Source organism: Streptomyces sp. CB02980 (assembly GCF_014451325.2).
Lineage (GTDB): Bacteria > Actinomycetota > Actinomycetes > Streptomycetales > Streptomycetaceae > Streptomyces.
In genome coordinates this window covers 751,222-775,099 of record NZ_JACSCH020000002.1, presented here as the reverse complement: position 1 = coordinate 775,099, position 23,878 = coordinate 751,222, and the positions used below count along the sequence as shown (strand labels likewise).

Sequence of the window (23,878 nt, the reverse complement as noted above, 5' to 3'; positions counted from 1 at the left end):
CTCCCCCCCGTACCTCCCCCCCCGTACCTCCCCCCCGTACCTCCCCCCCTTACCACCCGCCCCCTTCCTAGGACCTGGACCATGACGCACCTGCCCGACGCCTCCGACGACCCGATGCGCCTTCTCGCCGTCCGGGACAGCCCGCTCTCCCTCGACGAGGTGTACGCGGCCGTGGGCGACGACGCCGCCGGTGGCACCGCCCTCTTCGTCGGCACCGTGCGCGACCACGACGGCGGCAGGCCGGTGGCCTCCCTGGCGTACAGCGCCCACCCCGGCGCCGAGGCCGAGCTGCGCCGGGTGGCCGAGAAGGTCGCCGCCGACTTCCCCGTACGTGCGGTCGTCGCCGTACACCGGACCGGCCACCTGGCCGTCGGCGACGTCGCCGTCATCGCGGCCGTCTCCTGCCCGCACCGCGCGGAGGCGTTCGCCGCCTGCGCGCGCCTGGTCGAGGACCTCAAGCACGAGGTGCCGATCTGGAAGCGGCAGATCTTCGTGGACGGCGACGAGGAGTGGGTCGGCGCGTGCTGAGCGAGCGGGAAGAGCCGGACGACCGGGAGGAGCCGGGCGGTCGGGAAGAGCCGGGCGGCCGGGAGGAGCCGGGCGGTCGGACGCGGCCCGGCTGGGGGAGCGGGTCCAAGGGGGGTGACGGGACCGGGGGTTGGCGGCGGGCCGTCGGCCGGGTCGGACGGGCGCTCTCCCCTCGGGGCGCGCTCGCGCTGCAGAGTGTGGACGGCGCCCTGTCCTTCGCTCTGCGCGCCGCACTCGCCATGGCCGTGCCCGCGCTGCCGTTGGCCCTGGCCGGGCGCGCCGATCACGCCGTCTACACGATGCTCGGTTCCTTCACCACCACCTTCGGCCGCAACCTGCCCTATGCGCGGCGGGCCCGTGTGCTCGCGCTCGTCGCGGTGGCCATGACGGCGTGCGTGGGCTGCGGTTCGGCGCTCGCCGTGTGGGCGCAGCCACGGGACGGGGGAGCGGGCGCCGCCGTGACGGTCGTGGCGACGGCGGTGGTGGCCGGTGCGGCGAAGTTCGCCTGCGACGCGGCCCGGTTGAGCGGCCTCGGCGCGGTCCTGCTGCTCTTCTCGTTCGCCGTCGCGGCCAACGGCTCCACCGATCCCGCCGACATCCTCCTCCAGACGGCCCTCGCCGCGATCGGCGCGGCCGTGGCCTGGATCCTCGCCGTCCTCGGGTGGTTCGCGCACCCGGACCGGCCGCAGCGCCTCGCCGTCGCGGCGGCGCTGCGCGAGCTGGCGGACCTGTGGGAGGCGGCGGGCGCGGGGAACGTCCACGGGCTCGTACGGCACCGGGCGACGGCCGCCGTCCTCCAGGCGTACCGCACGCTCGGCGTCCTGCCCCCGAGCGCCGCTCAGCGGGGCGGCCGGGGAGACACCTGCCTCCGCCTCACCGACCTCGCGTGGGCGCTTCTCGTCGGTTCCGCGCGGCGGGTGCCGGACGACCCCGCCGGCCTGGCGCGGAACCTGCGCCGGCAGGTCCGGCTGCTGGTGAGCCGCCGCCGACGGCTGCCCCGGATACTGCCCGAGCTCGCGGTCCCGTCCCTGATCGCCCAGGGCGCCGCGGTGCCGGGGGTGGTTGCGCCCGGTCCCACCACCCTGCGGGCCACCGAACTGCGGGCCACGGAACTCGTGATGGGGCGGGACGCTCCCCGCGCGGGCGCTCCCCGCACGGGCGCGGCCGGTCGGGTCGCTCCCGGTCGGGTCGCTCCCAGTCGTACGGCGATCCTGCTCGTTCCCGCCCTGCGGATGGTCCTCGGCACCGGCCTCGCCGGTGGGGCCGCCCTGCTGTTCGGGCTCGGCCACGGCTACTGGGCGGCGATCTCCGCCGCCGCCGTTCTCCATTCCGTCAACGTACGGACGGCGGCGCAGCGGGCCGTGCAGCGGACCCTGGGCACGATGGCCGGCCTGCTGCTCGCGCTCGGCGTGCTGGCCGCGCGCCCCGATCCCGTCGTCCTCGTCCTGGTGATCGTGCTCCTGGAGTTCCTCCTGGAGTACGTCGTCGCCCGTAACTACGGTCTCGGCGTCGTCTTCCTCACCCCGCTCGCCCTGCTGCTCACCGATCTGGCCGTCCCTTCACCGGCCGGGGACCTCGTCCAGGACCGGGCGTTGAGCAGTCTGCTCGGGGTCGGGATCGCGCTGGTGTGCGCGCTCGTCGTGGTCCACGACCGGGCGGCCGTACGGGCGCAGCGCGCGCTCACCGCATGCCGGGCGGCATCGGCCCGCGCCGAACGGGCCCTGGACGAGCGGGCCGTGGAGTCGTTTCCGGTCGCCCAGGGGGAACTCGCGGCTGCCGTAGTGGAGTTGCGGGAGGCGGACGACGCCGCCGCGGGCGAGCTCTGGCCGGCGGAGATCGACCCCACCGAACTCGCCGCGGCGGAACACCGCGGCTACCTCCTCCTGGAGCGCTTCGCCCGATGGAAGTGAGGGAGGGTCAACCGGTGGGCACGATCGTCACCTTGACGTGCTTCATGATCGGCTGGTCGCTCTGCGTGCTGTAGTCGACCAGCGCGCACAGCACGTTCATCTCGGGCATGTAGCCGGCCGCGCAGCCCCGGGGGATGTCGTAGGGAACCGCGAGGTAGCCGCTGACGGACCGCCGGCTGCCGTCCTTCGCGGTGCTCGTGATGTCGACGGGCCCCATGTCGGCGATCCCGCGCTCCCGCATGTCGGCCCGGTTCATGAAGACCAGCGTGCGCAGGTTCTTGATGCCGCGGTAGCGGTCGTTGTCGGAGTAGATGGTGGTGTTCCACTGGTCGTGGGACCGCATCGTGCCGAGGGCCAGGGTGCCCGGCTCGGGCACGACGTCGGGCAGCGGGGCGCTGGAGAACTCGGCGCGCCCGGACGGGGTGAGGAAGACCAGTTCGCGGGCCGGCTGCTTGATGCGGAAGCCGAGCGGGAGACGCACCCGCCGGTTGAAGTCCTCGAAGCCGTCGAGGGCCTTGGCCATGGTGTCCCGGATGCGGTCGTAGTCCTCGATGTACCACTCCCAGGGCGTCGCGCTGTCGGGCAGCGCGGCCCGCGCCATGCCGGCGACGATCGCCGGTTCGGAGAGCAGGTGCGGGGAGGCCGGGCGCTTCATGCCGATCGACAGATGGACCATGCTCATCGAGTCCTCGACGGAGGTGCTCTGGACGCCCCTGCGCTGATGGTCCTTCTCGGTGCGGCCGAGGCACGGCAGGATCAGTGCCTGCTTGCCGTGGACGAGGTGACTGCGGTTCAGCTTGGTGCTGACCTGGACGGTGAGGTCGCAGGTGCGCAGTGCCGCGTAGGTGAGCGGGGTGTCGGGGGCGGCGAGCGCGAAGTTGCCGCCCATGCCGACGAAGACCTTGATCTCGCCGCGTCGCATCGCCTCGATGGTGCGGACGGTGTCCATGCCGTGCGCGCGCGGCGGTTCGATCTCGCAGACCTCGGCGAGACGGTCGAGGAACGCGTCGCTGGGGCGGTGGTCGATGCCGCAGGTGCGGTTGCCCTGGACGTTGCTGTGTCCGCGTACGGGGGAGGGGCCGGCGCCCTCGCGTCCCAGGTTGCCGCGGAGCAGCAGCAGGTTGACGATCTCCCGGACGGTGTCGACGCCGTGCTCGTGCTGGGTGAGGCCCAGACACCAGCTGACGATGGAGCGGTCGGCCTCGCCGTACACGCGGGCGGCCTTGAGGACGTCGGCGCGGCTCAGTCCGGACTGCCGCTCGATCTCGTCCCACGGTGTGGCCTCGCACAGCGCGCGGTACTCCTCGAAGCCGCTCGTGTGGCGGTCGATGAACTCCTGGTCGAGGGCCTTGGGGTCGGTCACGGACTGCTCGAGGACCGCCTTGGCCATCCCGCGGATCAGTGCCATGTCGCCGCCAATGCGCGGCTGGAGGTTCAGGGTGCTGGTCTTCGTCGACTTGAAGAGGGCCATGTCCGTGAAGTCGTGCGGCACGATGGTCCGGGTGGCGGCGGCCTCGACGAGCGGGTTGACGTGCACGATCTGCGCGCCGCGGTGGTGGGCCTCGGCGAGCGCGGTCAGCATCCGGGGCGCGTTCGACGCGGCGTTCACCCCGAAGATGAACAGCGCGTCGGCGGTCTCCCAGTCCTTGAGGTCGACGGTGCCCTTGCCCGTACCCAGGGAGGCCTGGAGGGCGCGGCCGCTGGCCTCGTGACACATGTTGGAGCAGTCGGGCAGGTTGTTGGTGCCCAGCTCGCGGGCCATCAGCTGGTAGAGGAAGGTCGCCTCGTTGCCGAGCCGTCCCGATGTGTAGAACGACGCCCGGTCGGGGTTGTCGAGGCCGCGCAGGGCACGGCCGACCACCTCGAACGCGTCCTTCCAGGTGATCGGGACGTAGTGGTCCGACTCCGGGTCGTAGACCATCGGCTCGGTCAGCCGGCCCTCGTTCTCGAGGTCGTAGTCGCTCCACTCGGCGAGCTCGGACACCGAGTGCGCGGCGAAGAACTCGCTGCCGACGCGCTTGCGGGTCATCTCCCAGGTGACGTGCTTGATGCCGTTCTCGCAGATGTCCAGGTGCAGGCCCTTGGTGTCGTCGGGCCACGCGCAGCCGGGGCAGTCGAAACCGGTGTTCTCGTGGTTCATCCGCATGATCGCGCGCGGACCGTCGACGAGGGCCCCCTCGCGGACGAGGAAGCCGGTCACGCTCTTGGCCGCGCCCCAGCCCGCCGCGGGGTGGTGGTAGGGGTGGAACTCCGGGTCGCCCTCGGGGGTGGGCCCCACCCGGTGCTCCACGGGCTCCGGGGCGCCGGGCGCCGGGGATTCCTGCGCGTCCTGGTCGGTGCTCAAGGCTGTTCACCCTTTCACCTGCGGATGTTCGGGGCGTGACCGAACAAGAAGTCACCCCTTCGGGCAGGCTATGCCCGCCGGTTCACGGGTGCCACCCGGCCCCGGAAGGCCGTACGGGCTGCGTACCGGATCATGGGCGCCTACGCTGACGCTGTCGTTTTCATGCCTTTTGTACGTCATTGTCTCTCGGCGGGAGTCCCATGGTCGTCGTCCAACCCGTCGTCGCCCCGTCCTCCCGGGCGGCCGTGTTCCTCGTGGCCACCGTCAGCCCCGGCGGCGAGGCCACGGTGCGGGAGGCACTCCAGGACCTGTCGGGGCTGGTCCGGTCGGTGTCCTTCCGCTACCCCGACTCCGGCCTCACCTGCGTCGCCGGGATCGGCTCCGAGGGCTGGGACCGGCTCGTCGGCGGTCCGCGCCCCCGCGAGCTCCACCCCTTCCCGGCCCTCAGGGGCCCCCGCCACCGGGCCCCGGCCACCCCGGGTGACCTGCTGTTCCACGTACGTGCCCGGCGCATGGACCTCTGCTTCGAACTCGCCCGGCTGATCATGGAGAGCCTGGGCACCGCCGTGACCGTCGTCGACGAGGTGCACGGTTTCGCGTACTTCGACGAGCGCGACCTCCTCGGCTTCGTCGACGGCAGCGAGAACCCGGGCGGCCAGGTGGCGGCAGCGGCGGTCCACATCGGCGACGAGGACCCCGACTTCCGCGGCGGCAGCTACGTCATCGTGCAGAAGTACCTGCACGAGATGCCGGCCTGGGACGCGCTCACCGTCGAACAGCAGGAACACGTCATCGGGCGTGGCAAGGCGTCCAACGTGGAGATGCCCGACGACGTCAAACCGTCGAACTCGCACGTCGCGCTGAACACCATCGTCGACGAGGACGGCGTCACCCGGCAGATCTTCCGCGCGAACATGCCGTTCGGCCGGATCGGCGGCGGCGAGTTCGGCACGTACTTCATCGGCTACGCGCGCACACCCGCCGTCACCGAGCTGATGCTGCGCAACATGTTCCTCGGGGCTCCCCCGGGCAACACGGACCGCATCCTCGACTTCTCCCGTGCCGTGACCGGCGGCCTCTTCTTCGTGCCGAGCGCCGACCTCCTCGACGACCTGCCCGCCGCGCCGCCGGACGCCGCCGTCCGCCAGGGAGACTCCCTGGGCATCGGCGGCCTGAAAGGAGCCTGACTCCCCATGACGACCCCCGACGCCACGACCCCCGGCCCCACGAGCGACCCGTACCAGGGTCCCGACACGAACAACCTGCACCGCGAACTCGCCCCGATCACCCCGGCGGCCTGGGCCGAGATCGAGGAGGAGGCGCGTCGCACGTTCCGCCGCAACGTCGCGGGCCGCCGCGTCGTCGACGTCCCCGACCCCGGAGGTCCGGACCTCGCCGCAGTCGGCACGGGGCACTTCAGCGACATGGGCTCGCCCGCCCCCGGCGTCACCGCGCGGCTGCGCGAGGCGAAGCCGCTGTTCGAACTCAGGGTGCCCTTCACCGTCGACCGGGCCGCCGTCGACGACGTCGAGCGAGGCTCGAAGGACTCCGACTGGCAGCCCGTCAAGGACGCGGCGCGCGCCATGGCGTTCGTCGAGGACCGCACGATCTTCGACGGGTACGGGGCGGCCGGCGTCGACGGCCTGCGCGCCAGGTCCTCCAACCCGGTCGTCCAGCTCCCCGCCGAGCCGCGCGACTACCCCGACGCCGTCAGCCGGGCCCTGACCGCCCTGCGCCTCGCCGGCGTCGACGGACCGTACGCGCTGCTCCTCGGCGCCGACGAGTACCGGGCGGTCAGCGAGACCTCCGACCACGGCTACCCGATCGCGGCCCACCTCGGCCGCATGCTCGACGGCTCGCCGATCTGGGCGCCGGCCCTCAGCGGCGGCTTCGTCCTGTCCACCCGGGGCGGCGACTTCGAGCTGATCCTCGGCCAGGACCTGGCGATCGGCTACACGGGCCACGACGCGAACAGCGTGCAGCTGTACTTCCAGGAGACGCTGACCTTCCGTACGTACACCGACGAGGCCGTGGTCGTCCTGGAGTCACCGGGCGCCTGAGGGCCCGGAGCCGGAGAGCCGGGAGGCCCGATGCCATGAAGAGTCCGCTGCTGTTCTCCGCCGTGCCCCGGCTCGCCGTCTCGGCGCTGGTCGCGGCGGCGGTCGGCGCCGTCGTCGGCGCCACCACCCACGCGCCGCTGGGCGTCCTCTCCGCGATCGCCGTCGGGGAGACGCTCTTCGTCGTCGCCGGGTGGGTCACGCTGTGGCCGATGGACGCCACCACCACCCATCGCAACGTACGCCGCGAGGAGTTCCGGCCCGTCGTCGAGGAGCTCGCCGTCGTCGGGACGGCGGTGGGCGGACTCGTCGGCATCGTCGTCCTGCTCCTGGTCGGCACGTCCGACCTGAGCCACGCCGCCGCGGCGACCGCGCTCGCCGGAGTGTTCATGGCCTGGGCGGCGCTGCACCTGATGTACGCCACCCGGTACGCGTACATCTACTACCTGAAGCCCGGCGGCGGGATCGACTTCAACTCCCGGGAACCGCCCCGCTACAGCGACTTCCTCTACTTCAGCTACAACCTCGGCATGACCTACCAGGTCTCCGACACCAATGTCTCCAGCACGACGATCCGAGCGATCGCGCTCCGTCACTGCCTGCTGTCGTACGTCTTCGGCGCGAGTATCCTGGCCACCACCATCAACCTCGTCACGGGCATCGTCACGGGCTGAGGCAGTTCCGCACGGAGACTCCGCCCCCTGGAGACCACGTCATGACCACGGCCGTCGTCGTCGGTGCCGGGCCCAACGGGCTCGCCGCCGCCGCCCTGCTCGCGCGCGAAGGCCTGGAGGTCACCGTCCTGGAGGCCGCCGAGGAGATCGGCGGCGGCACCCGCAGCTTCGAGGCGATCCTGCCCGGCCTGCTGCACGACCACTGCTCCGCCATCCACCCGATGGCCGTCACCTCGCCCGCCCTCCGCTCGCTCGGCCTGGAGCGCCACGGGCTGCGCTGGCGGCAGCCCGAGATCGACTGCGTGCACCCCCTCGACGACGGCACGGCCGGTGTGCTGCTCCGGTCCGTGGCGGAGACCGCCGCCGGGCTCGGCGTCGACGGCGCCCGCTACCGGGCCCTGGTGGAGCCCTCCGTGCGACGGTGGGACGCGCTCGCCGACGACGTCATGGGCCCGCTGCTCCGGATCCCGGCGCATCCGCTGCCGCTCGCCCGCTTCGGTCTGCCGACCGTCCTGCCCGCCTCGGCCCTCGCGCGGCTCTTCCGCACGCCCCGGGCGCGGGCGCTGTGGGCCGGAGTCGCGGCCCACTCCTTCCGGCCCCTCTCGGACCCGTTCAGCTCGGCCATCGGGCTCGGCATCCTCACCGCGGGGCACGCCGCCGGATGGGCCGTCGCCGAGGGCGGCTCGCACTCCATCGCGCGCGGCATGGCCGCCGTCCTCGCCGAGCACGGCGGTGTGATCCACACGGGTGTACGGATCACCGACCGCGGGCAGCTCCCGCCCGCCGACGTGACCCTCCTCGACCTGGACCCCGGCCAGGTCGGACGCCTCTACGGCGACCGGCTGCCGGCCCGGGTGGCCGCCGCGTACCGGCGCTTCCGGCGCGGCCCCGGCGCCTTCAAGGTCGACCTCGCCGTCGAGGGCGGGGTGCCCTGGACGGACGAACGGGCCCGGCGCGCCGGCACCGTGCACCTCGGCGGCCCGCTCGCCGAAGTGGCCTTCACCGAGAAGGAGGTGACGGAGGGTCGGATGCCCGAGCGCCCCTTCGTGCTCGTCGGGCAGCAGTACCTCGCCGACCCCTCCCGGTCCGTCGGCGACGTCCACCCCGTCTGGACGTACGCCCATGTCCCGTACGGCTACGAGGGCGACGCGACGGAGTCGATCCTGCGGCAGCTCGAACGCTTCGCGCCCGGCGTCCGCGAACGCGTCGTGGGACAACACCTCACCCGCCCGGCCGACTTCGCCGCCGCCAACCCCAACTTCGCCGGCGGCGACATCCTCACCGGAGCCAAGACCGTCCCCCAACTCCTCCTGGGCGCACGCCCCGCGCTCGACCCGTACGCCACCGGACTGCCCGGCGTGTTCCTCTGTTCGGCCGCCACCCCGCCGGGCCCCGGCGCCCACGGCATGTGCGGCGCGGGAGCGGCGGCGTCGGCGCTGCGGCACCTCGGGACGCGGGCCTCGTGGCAGGGCGGCCGGCCGGCTAGTCGCCGAGGGACAGCACGACCGCGGTGGCCGGTCCCTCGGGCGTCACGTACGTGACGGTGTCGCCCGCGCGGTGACCGAGCAGCGCACCGCCGAGGGGGCTGTCGGCGGTGACCATCGTCCGGTCGAGCACGGCGGCGACCTCGCCGATCTGGACGGTCGTCTCCGCGCCGTCCTCGAACCGCACGGTCACGGTGCTGCCCACGCCGACCGCGTCGGTACGCGGTGCGCCCGCGGCGTCCGCCTCGCGCAGCCGACCGTCGATGTCGTCGATACGGCGGTCGAGCCGGTCGAGTTCCGTGGCGCGCTCCAGCTCGTCGGCCTGGTCGGCCCGGTCGCCGCCTCCGCCCCGGAGCGTGACGGCGACGGCCTCGCGTTCGGTGCGGAGGTCGTCGAGCTCCCGTTCCAGTGCCTCGCGGGCGACGGCGCTGATGGGCTCGGGTCCACCGGTCATTCCTGCTCCCGTGGGGCGGCGGCACGGTGACGTGTCGCAGGTCAAAAGCGGCATTTCTGACATTATCAGCTAGATCTTCGGCCGGTGTCGTCACGTCCGCCGGTACGCGATGGGCGGGTCAGTTCTTGCTGGGGCTCGGGCTGCTCGGTGCCGCCGCCGTGACCGGGATGTCGAAGACGTGGTCCGGGGTCACGATGCGGGTGATGGCCTGACCGAAGAGGGTGCTGGGTTCGTTGTTGTCGTGCAGCATGTCCGTGTTGAGGAGCACGACCAGGGTGGCCCGCGGCTCCGGCAGATAGATCGTCAGCGACTCGTACCCGGGCAGGGAGCCGTTGTGGCCGATCCAGCCCTGGATGTTGAAGATGCCGAGCCCGTATCCGGCGCCGGGGATGTCCGTCGGGTAGACCTTGAGGCGCTCCGCCTGGGTCTCCGGAGTGAGCAGCGTGCCGGTGGCGACCACCCGTGCCCAGGTGCGCAGGTCCTGGAGGTTCGAGATCATCGCGCCGGCCGCCCAGCCCCAGGAGGGGTTCCAGTTCGTGGCGTCCTCGACCTGGCCGGAGGCGGTCTGGATGGTGTAGCCGTGGGCGTGCGGCTCCGGGAACGCGGCGTCGGTCGGGAAGACGGTGTGGTCCAGGCCCGCCGGGTCGAGCACGTTCTTCTGGATGAACTCGTGCAGCGGCGTGCCGCTGACCTTCTCCACGACGAGTCCGAGCAGGATCAGGTTGGTGTTGCAGTAGTCGAACTCGGCCCCGGGCTGGAACTGGATCGGGTGCTTGAACGCGTAGTCGAGCAACTCCTGTGGGGTGAAGGGCCGATCGGGGTTCGAGGTGAACGCCTTGTAGAAGCCCTCGTCCGCCGAGTAGTTGAAGAGCCCGCTGCGCATGGACGCGAGGTTGCGCAGGGTGATCCTGTCGCCGTTCGGTACGCCGTCGACGTACTTGGAGATCGGGTCGTCGATGCTCAGCCTGCCCTGGTCGAGGAGTTCGAGCAGCGCGGTCACCGTGAACGTCTTCGTCTCGCTGCCGATCCGCATGTACAGGTCGGGCCGCATCGGCTGCCCGGTGTCCTTGTCGGCGACGCCGAAGGAGCGGATGTACGTGCCCTTGCCGGGTGCCGAGAGGCCGACCGTGACACCGGGGACGCCGGCCTCCTTCATGACGTCCTGGATCGCCTTGTCAAGGCGTTCGGCGACGGCCGGGGTCAGTTCGGGGAAGTCGCCCTGCGCCGACGGTGCCGCCGGGGCCGAGTAGGGGCCCGGAACCGGTGGTTGGGCCGCCGCCGCGTAGCGGCCGGGGGCGGGTGGTTCGGCGGCGAGGGCGGTGCCCGCACCCAGCGGAGCGGCGAAGATTCCGAGAGCCGCGATTCCCGCGCAGACGCGCCTGCGGCATGTGCGTGAGTACCTCACGGCGGGCCTCCTGCCGGCCGGGGACAACACTCCACTCCCAGGCTAGGCCGGGGCGCCCCGCCTCGCACGGTGACTCCGCGGCATGGTCTGTTACGTTGCCGATGGCCGGGCCACGGAGGAGGTGGGCCGGATACGCGAACGAGAGGGAGACCCGCACGATGGCCGTCATCCACGAGACCACCATGCAGCCCACCAAGCTGGAACTGCTCACCGAGTGGCTCCCCACCCGTGAGTGGCACACGGGCGGCGGGGCACGACCGGCGCGGGTCGGCGGGTTCCGGCTCGACGACCCGGCGGGCGAGGTCGGCATCGAGTTCATGGCGGTGACCGACGGCGAGGGCGACGGGGCCACCACGTACCTCGTCCCCCTGACGTACCGCGGAGAGCCGCTGGACGGCGCCGAGCACGCCCTCGTCGGCACGTCCGAGCACGGCGTCCTCGGCAAGCGCTGGATCTACGACGGCACCCACGACCCGGTTCTCGTCGGCCAGTTGTACGCGCTCCTCACCGGGCGCGCCCAGGCGCAGGCCCAGTCCCTGACCGACGTGCCGGACCTCACCGTCGCCGTCTCGCCGGTGACGGTGGAGGGCACGGCGGGCGCGGCCGAGGCGGAGCCCGTACGGGTCGCCGACGGCCCGGACCACACGGACGTGCTGGTGCGGACCCCCGACGCGCCCGCCCCGCTGACCCTGCGCGTACGGCGGGTCCTCGACGCCGGCACGGACCTGGACCCGGGCGTCGACGGCGGAGTCACCGCCGAGTGGCTGCTCCCCGACGGAACCGCCGTCCGAGGCGTGTTCGCCGTCGCGGTCACCGGGCTCGGGTCCTAGGGGGTGTCTTGTCGATCAGGCCGGGCGACAAGACACCCCTAGAGCATCTTCGGCCAGGGCAGGTACCGGCTTCCATGGGAACGTCCATCGACGGAGTGATCGAGGCACGAACGGCAGGCGCGGCCTGGGAGAGGGAGGTGGATCTGTTCGACTTCGACCTCGGGAAGCAGCGGTACGAGCGCGAGTGCCTGTTCGGCTACGGCGGCGGCCTCGGCGTGGACCGGCCCCTGTTCGACGCGCGGGGATGGCCGGAGGACGCCTGCGACGAGGTGCCGAAGCAGTGTGACGAGCTGAACCACAGTCACTCCTACGCGACCTGGGCCGAGATCGCCGCGGTCGACTGGGACGCGCCGGTCTGCGACGCCCCCGACGGACACCGGGTGGGGGAGTGGCGGCCGGGGCCGGACGGCGAACTCGTCCTGAGCGAAGTGCTCTGGACACCGGTCGAGGTGGACGCCGCGGCGGCGGAGCTCTTCGGCGAGGAACTGTTCCCCCATGAATGGCCCCCGGGCGGCGAGGTCCGGCTGAACGGCGCCGTCTACCGTCCGGTGGTCCTCACGCCCGGGATGATCGTTCCGCCGGACGGGGACTGGGCCCCGGTCTGGGCCTCGATGCGGGCCCTGGCGGCCGAGCACGGCGACCAGAACGTCCGGCTGGTGGTCTGGTTCGGCTGAGGGTCCCGGGTCGGCTGCCCCTCGCCCCGGTCCCCTGCCCGACCGGCACGGTCTAGACCCAGTTGACCTCCGCCGCGGTCAGCAGCGGGTCGTCCACCATCTCCCACAGCGGGACGGCGAAGTTGCCCGTGCCGTAGCGGCCGCCGAAGTGGAGGCCCAGGACGCGGTGGTCGGTGAGGTCCAGGACCGGGGAGCCGCTGTTGCCGCCGAGGGTCGAGCAGTCGTGCTTCAGGACCAGGCCGCCCGGGGTGAAATCGGTGGCCGCACCCGGCTGGAGCCGCTTCACGTTGTAGACGTCCATGAAGATCCGGCGCATCGACTCCGGCTCGTTGCGCCGGCCGTCCCAGGCCGGGTAGCCGACCACGTACACCTGGCGGCCCGGGACGCTCGCCGGCGCGTCCGCCGCGACCGCGAGCGGGGTGGGCAGGGCGCCGTCCGCCGAGGGTTCGATCCGCAGCAGCGCCATGTCGACGTCCGGGTGGATGCCGATGATCTCCGTGATCTCGTACGGCACCGAGGCCCCGGGCGGCTCACCCGCGAGCGGCAGCTCCTCCGCCGGGTCGACCCGCGCCGACATCCCGTCGTCGAAGGTCCACCGGCCGTCGCCGTTCGCCGACCGGCTGAACTCCACCGCCACATGACGGTTCGTCATCACCGCGCGCGGGCCGACGAGGAACGCCGTGCCGATCCAGTCCAGGCGCGGATGGCCGGAGACCTCCACTCTGCCGACCCGGGCCAGGGACTCCCGGATCGCGGGCCGTTGGCCGTCGAGGACCGCCCACTCGTCGTGCTGCGGGGCGAAGTCCTGGCGCTGCACGAGGATCGCCGGGCGCCCCTCCATGAGCACGATCGCCTCCACGCCGAAGGACTCGTCGCCGTCGAGCTCGTCCTCCCGGTGCGAGGCCAGCTTCTCCAGACCGCTGACCCCGGCCTCCAGGACGCGCGCCCGCTCCTCGCGGGCGAAGCGGGAGATCTCGGAGGCCGGCGCCGCGTCGGCGGGGAGCTCGTAGGTGGACTCGGTGATCTCCGCCTCCAGTCGGCCGCGCACCCGCGCGGCGACCTCGCGCAGATCCCCGAAGATCTGCTCGGTGGCGGTCGCGACCGGCGACACGCCCTGTGATCCGTTCGGCATGGTCCACTCACCTCGGCTTCCCGTTCCCGTTCGTCCCGTTCGTGGCGTTCGCCGCGCGCCCGGGAGCCGGCCGGCCCGACTGGGCCGCCATGATCTCCTCGTACAACTCCGGCGTGAACTCCTGGAGATGGGCGAGGATGCCGCTCATCTGGGTGCCGACGTTCACGAACCGTGTCCTGGCGCCCTGGAACTCGACCTCGTCCACCTTCCGCGTGCCCCGGTGCAGCCCCACCACCGTCCAGTCGTCGAGACAGACGGGAGAGCCGGACGAGCCTCCGCGGGTGTCGGTGAAGTACAGGATGTCGTGCTCGTCGGCCCGGTAGACCAGGTTGTTGCGCAGCGCGACCCGCTTCGGCAGCCCGCCCGGGTGCTGGATGATGTTGACCGGGACACGCTGCCGCTCGCGGACGAGCAGCGGCCGGGTGGAGACCCGGAGCGTGGGGCGGCGCTCCTGGTCGGAGGAGAGCCGGACGATGGCGTAGTCCAGGCCCGCGTCCCAGGCGGCGAGTTCACCGGCCGTGGCCTCCGGGGCGACCGCCGCGTTCTCGACGAAGTCGAAGCGCGAGCGGGACATGCGCGCCTGGAGCCGCAGGTCCTCGTCGCTCACGTACGGTCGGATGCCCGGCTCGGCCGAACGGGCCATCACCACATGGTGGTTGGTGATCAGCAGGTCCGGGGCGATCATCCAGCCCGTGCCGCCGTGCGGATAGGACGGCAGCAGCGGCGCGCCCGACTCGTACGGCGGGATGCGCAGGAGCGCGACGGAGGCGCCGGCCCGGATCCCGCCGTGCAGGAACTCGTACGGCACGGTGTCGTCCTGGAGGACGATCTCCTCCTTCATCTCCCCGGGCATCATCTCCGCCGGCAGCTCCGCCTCGCCGGTGTTCGCGCGGGCGACGGTGTCGAGAGCGCCCTGGAGGACGGCACGGGGGCCGGGTTCACGGGTCTGCTCGATGGCGTTCACCAGCCAGATCTCCAGCGGCACCAGACCGTCGATGAGCCGCTCGACCTGGTTCATCGCGTTCAGGTCGGCGTGGATCTGTTCCCGGGGGTCGTCCAGGGGTTGGAGCGTGGCCGTGAAATAGCCGGGGACGCCCTTGAGGAGGGGCGTGCGGACGGCCCGGTCCGCGAGCCCGGCCTCCATGGCGGCGTTGCGGACCCGGACGAGTTCCTCCTGGCGGAGGAACGGCTCCTTGCGGAGGGCGGCCCCGGCGGCGGTCGGCGGCGGGCGGGTCCACAAGCCCGTACCGCCATGACGGGGGCGGGGGCCCGCCCAGGGCTCCGACGCTGTTCCGGCGGGAGTGCCGTCGCCCGCGGAACCGTCCTCCGGTACGCCTCCGGCCGTATCGTCCGGCGCCGCCCCGCGCACGTGCGGACCCGCGTCCATCGCGGAGGCGACCCCGAGCAACAGGGCCCCACTGTCGTCCCGGAGCGTGAGCGCCTGCCGGGCGACACTGTCCAGGGTGCCGCGCCGCCGCGCCTCCCGCAGGTCCCACTCGATCCGCTCCAGGTCCAGGCGCGTCGTGTCGTCCGGGTACACGGCGGCCCTTCCGGCCGCCGTCTCCAGGATGCGGGTCAGCGGCCACCGCAGTCCGGGCTCGTCGGTGAGGGTGGTGTCGATCCAGCGGGCGAGCTCGGTCACCACCGCCTCCTCGTCCGCCGGAAGCCCCACCAGCCGCAGGGTGTGCTCCAGGAGCCGGGGATCCTCCGGGCAGGCCGTGGCCGCCGCCGTACGGGCCAGCGACGGCTGCCGGGCCAGGTCGGCGTCGGGCATCCCGCGCAGCGTCCGGGCGAGCCGCTCCCGCGCCGGGACCGCGTCGACGTCGGCGAGGTCGGCGAGGTCGGCGAGCCGCGACCGGGCGACGAGGATGCCCAGGGACTCGAACCGCAGCCCCAGACCCGCCGCGATCTCCTCGGCCTCCTGGAGGTCCCGGTCCGCGTCCGCGAAGTCGCCGGTGTCCTGAGCGAGCCGCGCCGACAGCTGGAGCAGTTCGAGCTGGGTCTCCGCGCAGCCCGCCTCCTCGGCCCGGTCCGCGTCCCGCTCGGCGCCCGCGCGCGCCTCGGCCGTCCGCCCGGAGCGGGCGAGGGTCTCGGCGAGCAGCGCGTGCAGCCGGCTGCACGGCGTCCACGGGCGCCGCTCGGCGAGCCGCTGTGCCGCGGCCTCCACGTACCCCTGGGTGAGCAGGTCCTCGACCTCGCGCGCGGCGATCCGCTCCCAGTCCTCCTGGTCGGCGTCGGTCATGATCTGGTCGGGCACGTGGCCGCCGATCCTGCCGAGGAGGAATGCGGCCGACCGGTGCGGCATCTCCAGGTGCGTCGAACCGCCCAGGTAGGCGGCGACGCCCGGATCCCAGCGTTCCTCCACCGTACGGGGGTTCTCTCCGAGCCGGAGCCGGTGGTAGATCTCCTCGGCGCGGTTCCTGGCCCCCCAGCGGACCTCGTAGTACGCGACGGCACTGCGGTCCACGGCCCGCATCAGATCGGTCCGCGCACCGTCCGAGAGGCGCAGCATGATGGCCCGCAGGTCGGCCCGGTGGCGGATCGCGTCGGGACCGGCCGACTCCATCAGGTCGACGCGCGAGGTGAGCAGTCCGTAGAGCCGCCGGGCCTCCGCGGCGGTGTCCACGTCCAGTTCCGCCGGACCGGCCAGGACCTCCCGGACGATGTCGGGGGTGATGAAGCGGAGTGCGAGTCCCGCCTGGACGAGGGCCCGGACGTCGTCCTCCGCGATGTGCTTGAGGATGCGGTCGTACAGCGTGCCCTGGATGAGCATCTGGTCGACCTGCCGGTCGAAGTAGCGGCGCCGGGACGGGAGACCGCGCAGGAGTCCGCCGATCGCGGGGGAGTCGTTGCCCACGGTGACCGCCGTACGGGCCGCCAGCCTGAGGCTCAGCGGATGGCCGCCGATCCGCTCCGCGAGGTCCTCGGCGAGCGCCTCGTCGGTGACTCCGGAGGACATGAGGAGGTCCACCGAGGCCTGGTGGTCGAGCTCGGTGATCTCCATCGTGCGCGGGGTGAGGACCCGGGCCGGATGGTCGAACGGCGCGCGGCCGGAGACGATGAACCGGAGACGGGAGTAGTCCGCCCGCAGTGCCGCCCAGATGGCCCACATCCGGGAGATGACCGGGGAGCCCCGGTACTGGGCCTCCTCGGCGGAGTCGAGCACGACGACGAACGGCGGCGGTGTCCCGCCCGGCGCCGGCCGGACCGCCTCGGCGACCAGGGACGCGATCCGGCGCGCGAGTTCCTGCTCCCGGGCGCTGGCGCGGGCGTGGAAGTCCGCCGCGTAGTCGCGGGCGAGAGTGGCCCGGGTGCCGGCCAGTTGATGGAGTTCGTCGAGCTCGTTGCGCTCCCCGCGATGGGCCGCCACCGTCTGCTCGCATTCGTCGGCGAGCTTCTCGAATTCGGCGTGCAGGGCGGGATGCTGGACCCCCAGTTGCCGGGCCATCTCTGCGATCAGGGTGGCGGGTTCGTGGACGGAGAGCGTGGGACGCGCGAAGTCGATGTAGGCGAAGGGGAATCCGGTCGGCGAGGCGGCCATGGCGTCGACGAGGAACTTGGCGAGCAGGGTGCTCTTGCCGATGCCGCCGATGCCGTGGAGGAGCACCGGGGGCTCGGCCGGCTCCTCGGGCAGCGCGATGTAGGCGTGCAGGGCGTCGAGTTCGGCGGTGCGGCCGTGGAAGGTGCCCCGGACCAGCCGGTGCATCGGCTGGAGCAGCCGGGTCGTCTCGATGCGGTGCTGTACCTCGTCGACGGAGGGCAGTCCGGCCACGCCGGGCACCCGGCTCAGCCAGAGCACGGCCTGCAGGGTGTGGGACAGCTCCTCGACGTCGTCGTGGTCGGCCTGGGCCCGTGTCTGTGTCTCTGGCCGGGGGTGGGGGTCTGCGGGCGGCAGGGCCGCTCCGGTGCCGGTGAGGAGGGCGAGGGCGGTGCGTTCCGGGCCGGGGCCCTCGGGTCGCAGGCCGATGTTGGTCCGCAGGGCGTCCAGTGCGGCTCCGGGGCTCGCGAGGCCCGTGAGGGCCGCCTCGCGGACCTCGGGCTTGAGCGTCCAGACCGTGGCTCCGGGGGAGGGCAGTGCGGTGCAGTCGTCGACGAGTTCCAGGACGGCCCGCCCGGTGGGCCGCTCCTCGCCGGGGAGACGGAGCAGTGCCGGGTCGAACTCCTGCAGCAGGCAGGCGGCTTCACGGTAGGAGCGGCGCGGATCGGGCAGGGCGGCTGCGGGAGCGGCGAGGCTCGCGCGCAGGGCGTCGCGCAGGAGGTGGGCGGCCCCGTTGGACCGCGGCGTCGTCGGTGGCAGTGTCCGGTGGAGTCGTACGACGTCCTCCACGGCCGTGCACAGCCGGCGCATGTAACTGTCACCGTTCGAAGGGGCTTCCACGGCACGCAGCACCTCGGCCACGGCCATCTCCGTCAGCGCCTGGACGGTGTCCTCCTGGCCCGGGGCGGCCGTGTCGGTGAAGAACTCCTGGAAGAAGGCGCGGAGATCGCCCTCGTCGGCGAGGCGCGTGGTGTCCCGGCACTCGTTCTTGCGGATCTCGTAGGGGAGTTGGCGCATCGTCGTGGCGTACCCGAGCAGCACCAGTCGGGGCACGTTGTCGGCGCGCACCGGGGTGTGCTCGTAGATCGCCCGCGCCAGGACCCCGATGGCGTCCCACACGTCCGAGTGCGGGTCGAGCCGGTCGCAGTCGTCGAGGACCAGCCAGAAGCGGCCCTCGGCGGCGCTGGCGCGGGCGACGATCCGGTGCGCCGCGTCCTCGAAGCACGGCAGTGGATCGTTCAACCGTGTGGGGTTCAACGGAAATCCGTCGGCCTCCGGCCCCGCGACGAAGGCCGCCAGCCGTTCCATCAGACCCGCCGCCGTCGATGTGCGGGACAGCGTCACCCGTACCGGACGGAAGTCCTCGTGCTGGCCGAGATGACGGATGAACTCGTACGTGTAGGAGCGGCCGCTGTCCGGGGGGCCGTCGACGATCAGCACCGTCTGCTCCGGGTCGGCGAGGAAGCCCCGCAGCTTCTCGCGCAGCTCGGACCGGTCCAGGAAGACCGCCGTTCCGTGCTTCAGGAGGTGGCTGTGGAAGGGGTCCTGCGGCGAGCGCCGCAGGCTCTCGTCCTCCCGCAGCCGGGTGAGGAGGTTCCGGGCCTCGGCGCCCTGCTCGAAGGCGTGCGGGGTGTCGATGGCGGCCAGCGCCTCGAGGTTGGTGAGGACGGTGAGGAGCCGGCGCTGGTGGGCGATGTCCTGGCGGGCGGCCGAGATCACCAGCAGGGCGTTCAGGTCGGCGTCCGGGGTGAGCGGCAGGTCATCGACGAAATCGGCGGGGAGGCCGGAGTCCAGCAGCTTCTCGCGTGGGTCGGGGGTGTCGAGGAGGTGATCCCGCACCCAGCTGGAGACGAGTCCCCACTCGGTCTCGGTGAGCGGCATACCGCACCTGCCCGGCGCTCTTGGCGCAGCGCCGGTCGCTCCGGCGCCGGGACGTGACTGATCGGGCCGGACGGCCCGTCCCTCCCATCGTTTCACCGGCCCGAAGGGGTCGCAATCGCTGTGGGGGGAGGGGCAGGGAGGGCGCGGGTCGGGTACGGGTCGGGTGCGGGGCGGGCCCGCGGCTCAGGGGTGCAGCACGATGTCCTCGTACGACTCGAGCCGCCGCCACCGCTCCTCGGGCGCCCGCGTCGCCGGCATCACGTCCACGTCGGGCAGCGGCCCGAACTCCAGCTCGGTGATCTCGGCGACGTCCGAGACGGGCACCTGGTACGTACGGAACGGGCCGAGCGGCGGCGGCGCGCCGGTCGTCGCCCCCGCGAGCGCCCGCTCCGCGTCCCGGCTCAGGTCGGGGCTCTGGTCGAGCACGTACGCGGCCGCCGCGAGCGCCCCGTCCTGGAGGAACGCGGCCACCTTCCAGAAGCGCATCGGCACCTGGATCCCCCGGTACGGCGGGTCGGAGTCGTGGAGCACCGGGCCCGTGAGGACGGTCAGCCTCCGGTCGTGGGCGGCGGCGTGGTCGAGCAGGTAGTTCTCCAGGCCCTGCCATAGCTGCTTGCCCTGGTTGAAGACATCCGCCTGGGGAGCGGCGTTGGTGAAGTGGAAGGTGTCCGCGTTGGCGCGGACGGCCAGGGCCGAGGGCCCCCAGACCGGGTCGAGCCGGCGGACCAGATGGCCGCGGTCGAGGCTGTTGTTCCGGTAGATGTCGTCGCCCGCCTGCTGTTCCTCCGGCAGCCGCGGATCGAACTGCCAGACGTCTTCGCGGGGTACGTCCTCCAGGAGCTCCCGCCCCTCGATGCACACGGCCGTCGAGACCGCCAGGCGCCGGTCGGGCCGGAAGACCACGGTGAAGTGGGTGTACGGCAGGGTCACCGTCCCGATCGACTGCCGGACCGGGAGCGGCAGCGGGACGACCGGTCCGAGGAAGGCCTCGTCGTAGCCGGCGCGGTCGGCGAGCGCCGCGCGGCGGGCGCCGTCCGTGCCCGGAGGGGGCGGGGGATCGGAAGGGTTCATACGATGTAGGTACCGCGTGGAGAGGGGCGCGCTCGGCGCCGGACCACAGGCCACTCGATCAGACGCCCCGGTTCCTCTCCGCTCTTCCGCCTTCCTCCTCTTCCGCCAGGAGGCACCTCATGACCACCGGACTCGCCCTTCACGTCGGACTCAACAGCGTCGACCCCGCCCGCTACGAAGGCTGGGAAGGCACCCTGGTCGCCTGCGAGAACGACGCCCACGACATGGCACGGCTCGCCCGTGCCGCCGGGTTCGAGAGCACGGTCCTGCTCACCCCCGAAGGGACCGTCGCCAACGTCACCGCCGTGCTCGGCGAGGCCGCCGCCCGGCTCGGCCCCGGCGACATCCTGCTCTTCAGCTACTCGGGTCACGGCGGCCAGCTGCCCGACGACGGCTCGACCGGCTCCGACGACGAGCCGGACGCGCTCGACGAGACCCTGGTCCTCTACGACCGGCAGTTCCTCGACGACGAGGTCCAGCACGCCTTCAGCGCCTTCGCCGACGACGTACGGATCGTCTGCTTCTTCGACTGCTGCCACAGCGGCAGCAGCATCGAGATCCCCGGCGGACCGGAGGCCTCCGCCACGGCCCGCTTCATGCCCGAGCCCCAGCAGCGGCAGCTCGCCGACCGCGACCGGGGCTTCTACGCCGAGCTCCGGCGCTCCCTCGCCGAGTCCGGCCCCCGGAACGGAGCGGGGCCCGACGCGCTCCTCGTCTCGGCCTGCCAGGACAACCAGGAAGCCTCCGACGGCGACGTCAACGGCGCCTTCACCGAGGCGCTGCTCCAGGTGTGGGACAGCGGCGCCTTCCGCGGCGGCTACCGCGACTTCCACCGGGCGATCCAGCGCAGACTGCCCCCGACCCAGAGCCCGAACCTCTACCTCACCGGCACCCCGGACCAGGAGTTCGTGGACCAGCGGCCGTTCACGGTCTGAGCGCCGTCGCGAGCTGCGCCCGCGAGCGGACGTCGAGCTTCTGGTAGATCCGGGTCAGCCGCGCCTCGACCGTCTTCACACTCAGATACAGCTTCGCCGCCGCCTCCTGGTTGCTGGCGCCCTGCCCCACCAGACGGGCCAGCCGGAGCTCGGCCTCCGTCAGCGAGGAGAGCGCCGGCAGCGCCTCCTCACCCCCGGAGCCGCCCCCGGGGCCCTCGCCCACGGCGCCCGCCGGGGACTCGCACGCCAGGGCCAGCCACGGCGCCGCTCCGGCCCGCTCGAACACCGAGGCCGCCGTCTGCAGCGCGCTCTGCGCCGCCGACCGGCGCCGTCTGCGGCGCTCCACCCGGGCCAGGGCGATCAGCGCCCGCCCCCGCTCCAGCGGCAGCCCGGCCCGGCCGAAGGCCTCGGCCGTGCGGGTGAGCAGCTGCGCCGCCTCGTCCGTACGCCCCTCCGCCGCGAGCCACAGGGCGTACGCCCGGTCGCAGCCGAGCAGGACCGTGGACCGGCCGAGCCGGGCCGCCACCGGCCGCACCTCGTCGAGGAGCGCCAGGGCCTCGTCACCCGCGTCGTGGGCGAGCAGCGCCTCGGCCAGCTCCTCGTGCCAGCGCAGCATCGACGGGTCCACGGTCGACTGGGCGCGCTCGTCGGCCTGGACCCGTCGCAGGGTCTCCAGGGCGGCGGCGACGTCCCCGTTGATCAGCTGGACCCGGCCGAGCGCGTACCGGCTGCGGGAGAGGAACACCCGGTCGCCCTCCTCCTCGGAGGCCTGGACGCTGCGCCGGGCGTAGCTCGCCGCCCGCGCGAAGCTGCCGCCGGCCGTCTCCGCGAGCGCCAGCGTGTACCAGGCGGGGCCTGGGGAGAGGCCCGCCTCCAGGGTGAGCGCGAGGGACTGCCCGGCGTGCGCGAGGGCGGCCGCGCAGGCGCCCCTGCGGGACTCGACGGCGGCCAGCGTGGAGAACAGCTCGATCGTGTCCTCCACCGAACCGCGCCGCTGGACCAGGGGCAGCAGTGCGTTGAGTTCGTCGCGGGCGTCCGTCAGACGGTCGTCGAACAGTGCGTGACGGATCGTCAGGATCTGTGCGGCGTTACGGATTCCGAGGGGCCGCTCGGCCAACTCCAGTGCGCGGGCCTGCGCGAGCACCGCCTCCGCGTCCGGTGCGCCGAGGGCCCGCTCCATCCGTGCCTGTACGGTCAGCGCCTGCGCCGCCGTACGCGGATCGCCCATGGAGGCGGCGAGCGCGGCCGATTCGACGGCCGCCGTCCGCGAGCGCTGCGGGTCGCCGTCCGCGAGCACGTACTTGACGGCGAGCCGGAGCTGTACGGCGGCCCGCAGGGCGGTGTCGCCCTCCGAGTCCTCCATGGCGTGGACGTACATCTCGTCGAGCCCGGTCAGCCCCTGCCCCGCGGTGTCGAGGACGGCGAGCCGCGCCCTGACCCGGTCGGCGGGCACCGCGTCGCGGGCGAGCAGATCGGTGGCGGCCCGCATGGCGAGGTCGGCGCGGGCCGCACGGGCGGCCTCCTCGGCGGCGTCGACGAGCCGCGCGATCCGCCGCGTCCCGTGCCGTCCGGGCGTCGACTCGGCGGCCAGCAGGGCGAGTTCGGCCGCCAGCGCGCTGTTCCCGCGCCGCCGGGCCAGATCGGCGGCGTTCGCGACCTCGGCCGCGAGGTCCTCGTCCGGGCTGTCGGTGGCCAGCGCCCGGTGCCGTACCGCCTCCACGGGGTCGTCCACGACCTCCGCGAGGGCCGCGTGCCCGGTGCTCCGCTCTGCCCAACAGGCGTCGTGCACCAGGGTGGAGGGCAGCAGCCCCGCGGTGAAGGTCACCGACCCGTCCTCGGCGAGCGACACGAGTCCGGCCCGCTCGGCCGCCGCGAGGTCCGCCTCCGCGTTGGGCCGCCCCGCCCGCCGTACGAGCGTCGACGAGGGACGCAGGGCGAGGGCCGCGAGCAGCAGCGTCTCCCGTACGGCCAGGGGCGCGGCGCCGAGCAGCTGGCGGGCGAGGTCGCGGGCGCGCCCGGAGAGCGTCAGCGCCTCGGCGTGGTGCACGGGGGTCCGCGCGTCGGCCAGCGAGCGGCCCACGGCGAGCGCGAGCCGCGGATTGCCGCCGCTGGCGCGGTGGATGCGGCCGGCCATCCGGGAGGGCAGCCGGTGGTGGATGAGGAGTTCGGCGATCTCGTCGGCGTGCAGCGGCGGCACGAGCAGCACGTCCGCCTCGGACGGCACCCAGAGGTGGGCGGCGTGCGGATCGTCGGGGCGGTGCGGCGCGCGGTAGGGCTCGCCCGCCTCGCCGTACGGCTCCGGTGTCTCGACGGCCACCACCCGCAGCGCGGGCGGTGCGAGGTGGAGGGCGAAGCGGAGCAGGTCCGCGCTGTCCGCGTCGACGTGCTGGACACCGTCGACGACGAGGAGCACGGGGCCCCGGCGGGTCAGGGTGCGGAGGATCTGGGCGATGCCGAGCCGGAGCGCGATGGGGTCCCAGCCGCCGGCGTCGAGCGGCGCCTCGCGGCAGAGCATGGCGACGGCGGTGCGCTGGGGCCCGGGCAGCTCGTCGAAGACCGCGGAGGCCTCGGGCCCGGCGGGTGCCTTGTCGGCCGGGCGGGTCTCACGGCGTCTGCCGCCGCCGGATTCCGGCCGGTGCACGGTCGCCGCCACCGAGGCCACGAGCGCGGCGGCCGACGCCCCGGGTATCTCACGGTCGGACGGCAGGGTCGCCAGCCACAGCACGGTCTCGCCGCGCGCCTCGGCGCGGGTCGCCTCGGCGAGCGCGAGCTCGGTCTTGCCGACACCGGCGGGCCCGGTGAGCAGGGCACGGCCCCGGGTGTGGAGGGCGCGTTCGAGGCGGGCGAGGAGTTCCTCGCGGCCCACCGGCGCCGAGGGTCCCCCCGGACCCGTGGGGCGCAGGGCGAGGTACGGAGCTGTCGTCACTGTCCATCACCTCCGGCGCGCTCGGGCCCCCGGCC

The 23,878-nt window shown here is 73.3% G+C and carries 16 protein-coding genes; 9 read left to right on the top strand and 7 right to left on the bottom strand.

The window, feature by feature from the left end; translation table 11 throughout:
• Window positions 1–81: 81 nt before the first annotated feature.
• Complete coding sequence (locus E0F75_RS06870; RefSeq protein ID WP_187621558.1) at window positions 82–528, top strand: molybdenum cofactor biosynthesis protein MoaE; 447 nt, start codon at window positions 82–84, stop codon at window positions 526–528.
• A gap of 239 nt (window positions 529–767) precedes the next feature.
• Complete coding sequence (locus E0F75_RS06865) at window positions 768–2,438, top strand: FUSC family protein (RefSeq protein WP_229312567.1); 1,671 nt, start codon at window positions 768–770, stop codon at window positions 2,436–2,438.
• A gap of 7 nt (window positions 2,439–2,445) precedes the next feature.
• Here the strand turns inward: E0F75_RS06865 and E0F75_RS06860 are convergent, their stop codons facing one another.
• Entirely contained in the window at window positions 2,446–4,728 is a 2,283-nt protein-coding gene (locus E0F75_RS06860; protein WP_374115376.1) for an FdhF/YdeP family oxidoreductase, read from the bottom strand.
• 254 nt (window positions 4,729–4,982) lie between these two features.
• On the opposite strand from E0F75_RS06860, the gene E0F75_RS06855 reads away from it, so the two are divergent.
• The 4 genes from E0F75_RS06855 to E0F75_RS06840 are packed head-to-tail and all read left to right on the top strand — an operon-like array spanning window position 4,983 to window position 9,054.
• A complete protein-coding gene (locus tag E0F75_RS06855) occupies window positions 4,983–5,969 on the top strand; it encodes a Dyp-type peroxidase (RefSeq protein ID WP_187621557.1) in 987 nt (328 codons plus the stop codon).
• A 6-nt stretch (window positions 5,970–5,975) separates the two neighbouring features.
• Window positions 5,976–6,842: a family 1 encapsulin nanocompartment shell protein gene (locus E0F75_RS06850; protein WP_229312549.1), complete on the top strand. Its 867-nt coding sequence runs from the start codon at window positions 5,976–5,978 to the stop codon at window positions 6,840–6,842.
• Window positions 6,843–6,877: 35 nt separating this feature from the next.
• On the top strand, window positions 6,878–7,513 hold the full coding sequence (locus E0F75_RS06845) for a DUF1345 domain-containing protein (RefSeq protein WP_187621556.1): 636 nt from the start codon (window positions 6,878–6,880) through the stop codon (window positions 7,511–7,513).
• A 41-nt stretch (window positions 7,514–7,554) separates the two neighbouring features.
• The gene (locus E0F75_RS06840; RefSeq protein ID WP_187621555.1) at window positions 7,555–9,054 is read left to right on the top strand and encodes an NAD(P)/FAD-dependent oxidoreductase; all 1,500 of its coding nucleotides are present in this window, start codon (window positions 7,555–7,557) and stop codon (window positions 9,052–9,054) included.
• Here the strand turns inward: E0F75_RS06840 and E0F75_RS06835 are convergent.
• Both E0F75_RS06835 and E0F75_RS06830 read right to left on the bottom strand, forming a co-directional pair.
• Entirely contained in the window at window positions 8,996–9,451 is a 456-nt protein-coding gene (locus tag E0F75_RS06835) for a GreA/GreB family elongation factor (protein ID WP_187621554.1), read from the bottom strand. The genes E0F75_RS06840 and E0F75_RS06835 overlap by 59 nt on opposite strands.
• A gap of 118 nt (window positions 9,452–9,569) precedes the next feature.
• Window positions 9,570–10,856, bottom strand: a complete 1,287-nt coding sequence (locus E0F75_RS06830; RefSeq protein ID WP_229312548.1) for a serine hydrolase — start codon at window positions 10,854–10,856, stop codon at window positions 9,570–9,572.
• Window positions 10,857–11,014: 158 nt separating this feature from the next.
• Between E0F75_RS06830 and E0F75_RS06825 the strand changes: the two genes are divergently transcribed.
• A complete protein-coding gene (locus tag E0F75_RS06825) occupies window positions 11,015–11,686 on the top strand; it encodes a 1,4-alpha-glucan branching protein (protein WP_187621553.1) in 672 nt (223 codons plus the stop codon).
• Window positions 11,687–11,760: 74 nt separating this feature from the next.
• On the top strand, window positions 11,761–12,360 hold the full coding sequence (locus tag E0F75_RS06820; protein WP_187621552.1) for a hypothetical protein: 600 nt from the start codon (window positions 11,761–11,763) through the stop codon (window positions 12,358–12,360).
• A 52-nt stretch (window positions 12,361–12,412) separates the two neighbouring features.
• On the opposite strand, the gene E0F75_RS06815 is transcribed toward E0F75_RS06820, so the two are convergent.
• The 3 genes from E0F75_RS06815 to E0F75_RS06805 form a co-directional block, all read right to left on the bottom strand.
• The gene (locus E0F75_RS06815) at window positions 12,413–13,492 is read right to left on the bottom strand and encodes a serine protease (protein ID WP_187621551.1); all 1,080 of its coding nucleotides are present in this window, start codon (window positions 13,490–13,492) and stop codon (window positions 12,413–12,415) included.
• Window positions 13,493–13,499: 7 nt separating this feature from the next.
• On the bottom strand, window positions 13,500–18,911 hold the full coding sequence (locus E0F75_RS06810; protein ID WP_187621550.1) for a trypsin-like peptidase domain-containing protein: 5,412 nt from the start codon (window positions 18,909–18,911) through the stop codon (window positions 13,500–13,502).
• 183 nt (window positions 18,912–19,094) lie between these two features.
• The gene (locus E0F75_RS06805; RefSeq protein ID WP_187621549.1) at window positions 19,095–19,982 is read right to left on the bottom strand and encodes a DNA/RNA non-specific endonuclease; all 888 of its coding nucleotides are present in this window, start codon (window positions 19,980–19,982) and stop codon (window positions 19,095–19,097) included.
• Window positions 19,983–20,101: 119 nt separating this feature from the next.
• Here E0F75_RS06805 and E0F75_RS06800 point away from each other — a divergent pair, with 119 nt between their 5' ends.
• On the top strand, window positions 20,102–20,917 hold the full coding sequence (locus tag E0F75_RS06800; protein WP_187621548.1) for a caspase family protein: 816 nt from the start codon (window positions 20,102–20,104) through the stop codon (window positions 20,915–20,917).
• Here the strand turns inward: E0F75_RS06800 and E0F75_RS06795 are convergent.
• The gene (locus tag E0F75_RS06795) at window positions 20,907–23,843 is read right to left on the bottom strand and encodes a LuxR family transcriptional regulator (protein ID WP_187621547.1); all 2,937 of its coding nucleotides are present in this window, start codon (window positions 23,841–23,843) and stop codon (window positions 20,907–20,909) included. The two genes, E0F75_RS06800 and E0F75_RS06795, sit on opposite strands and share 11 nt — an antisense overlap.
• Between the last annotated feature and the right edge of the window lie 35 nt (window positions 23,844–23,878).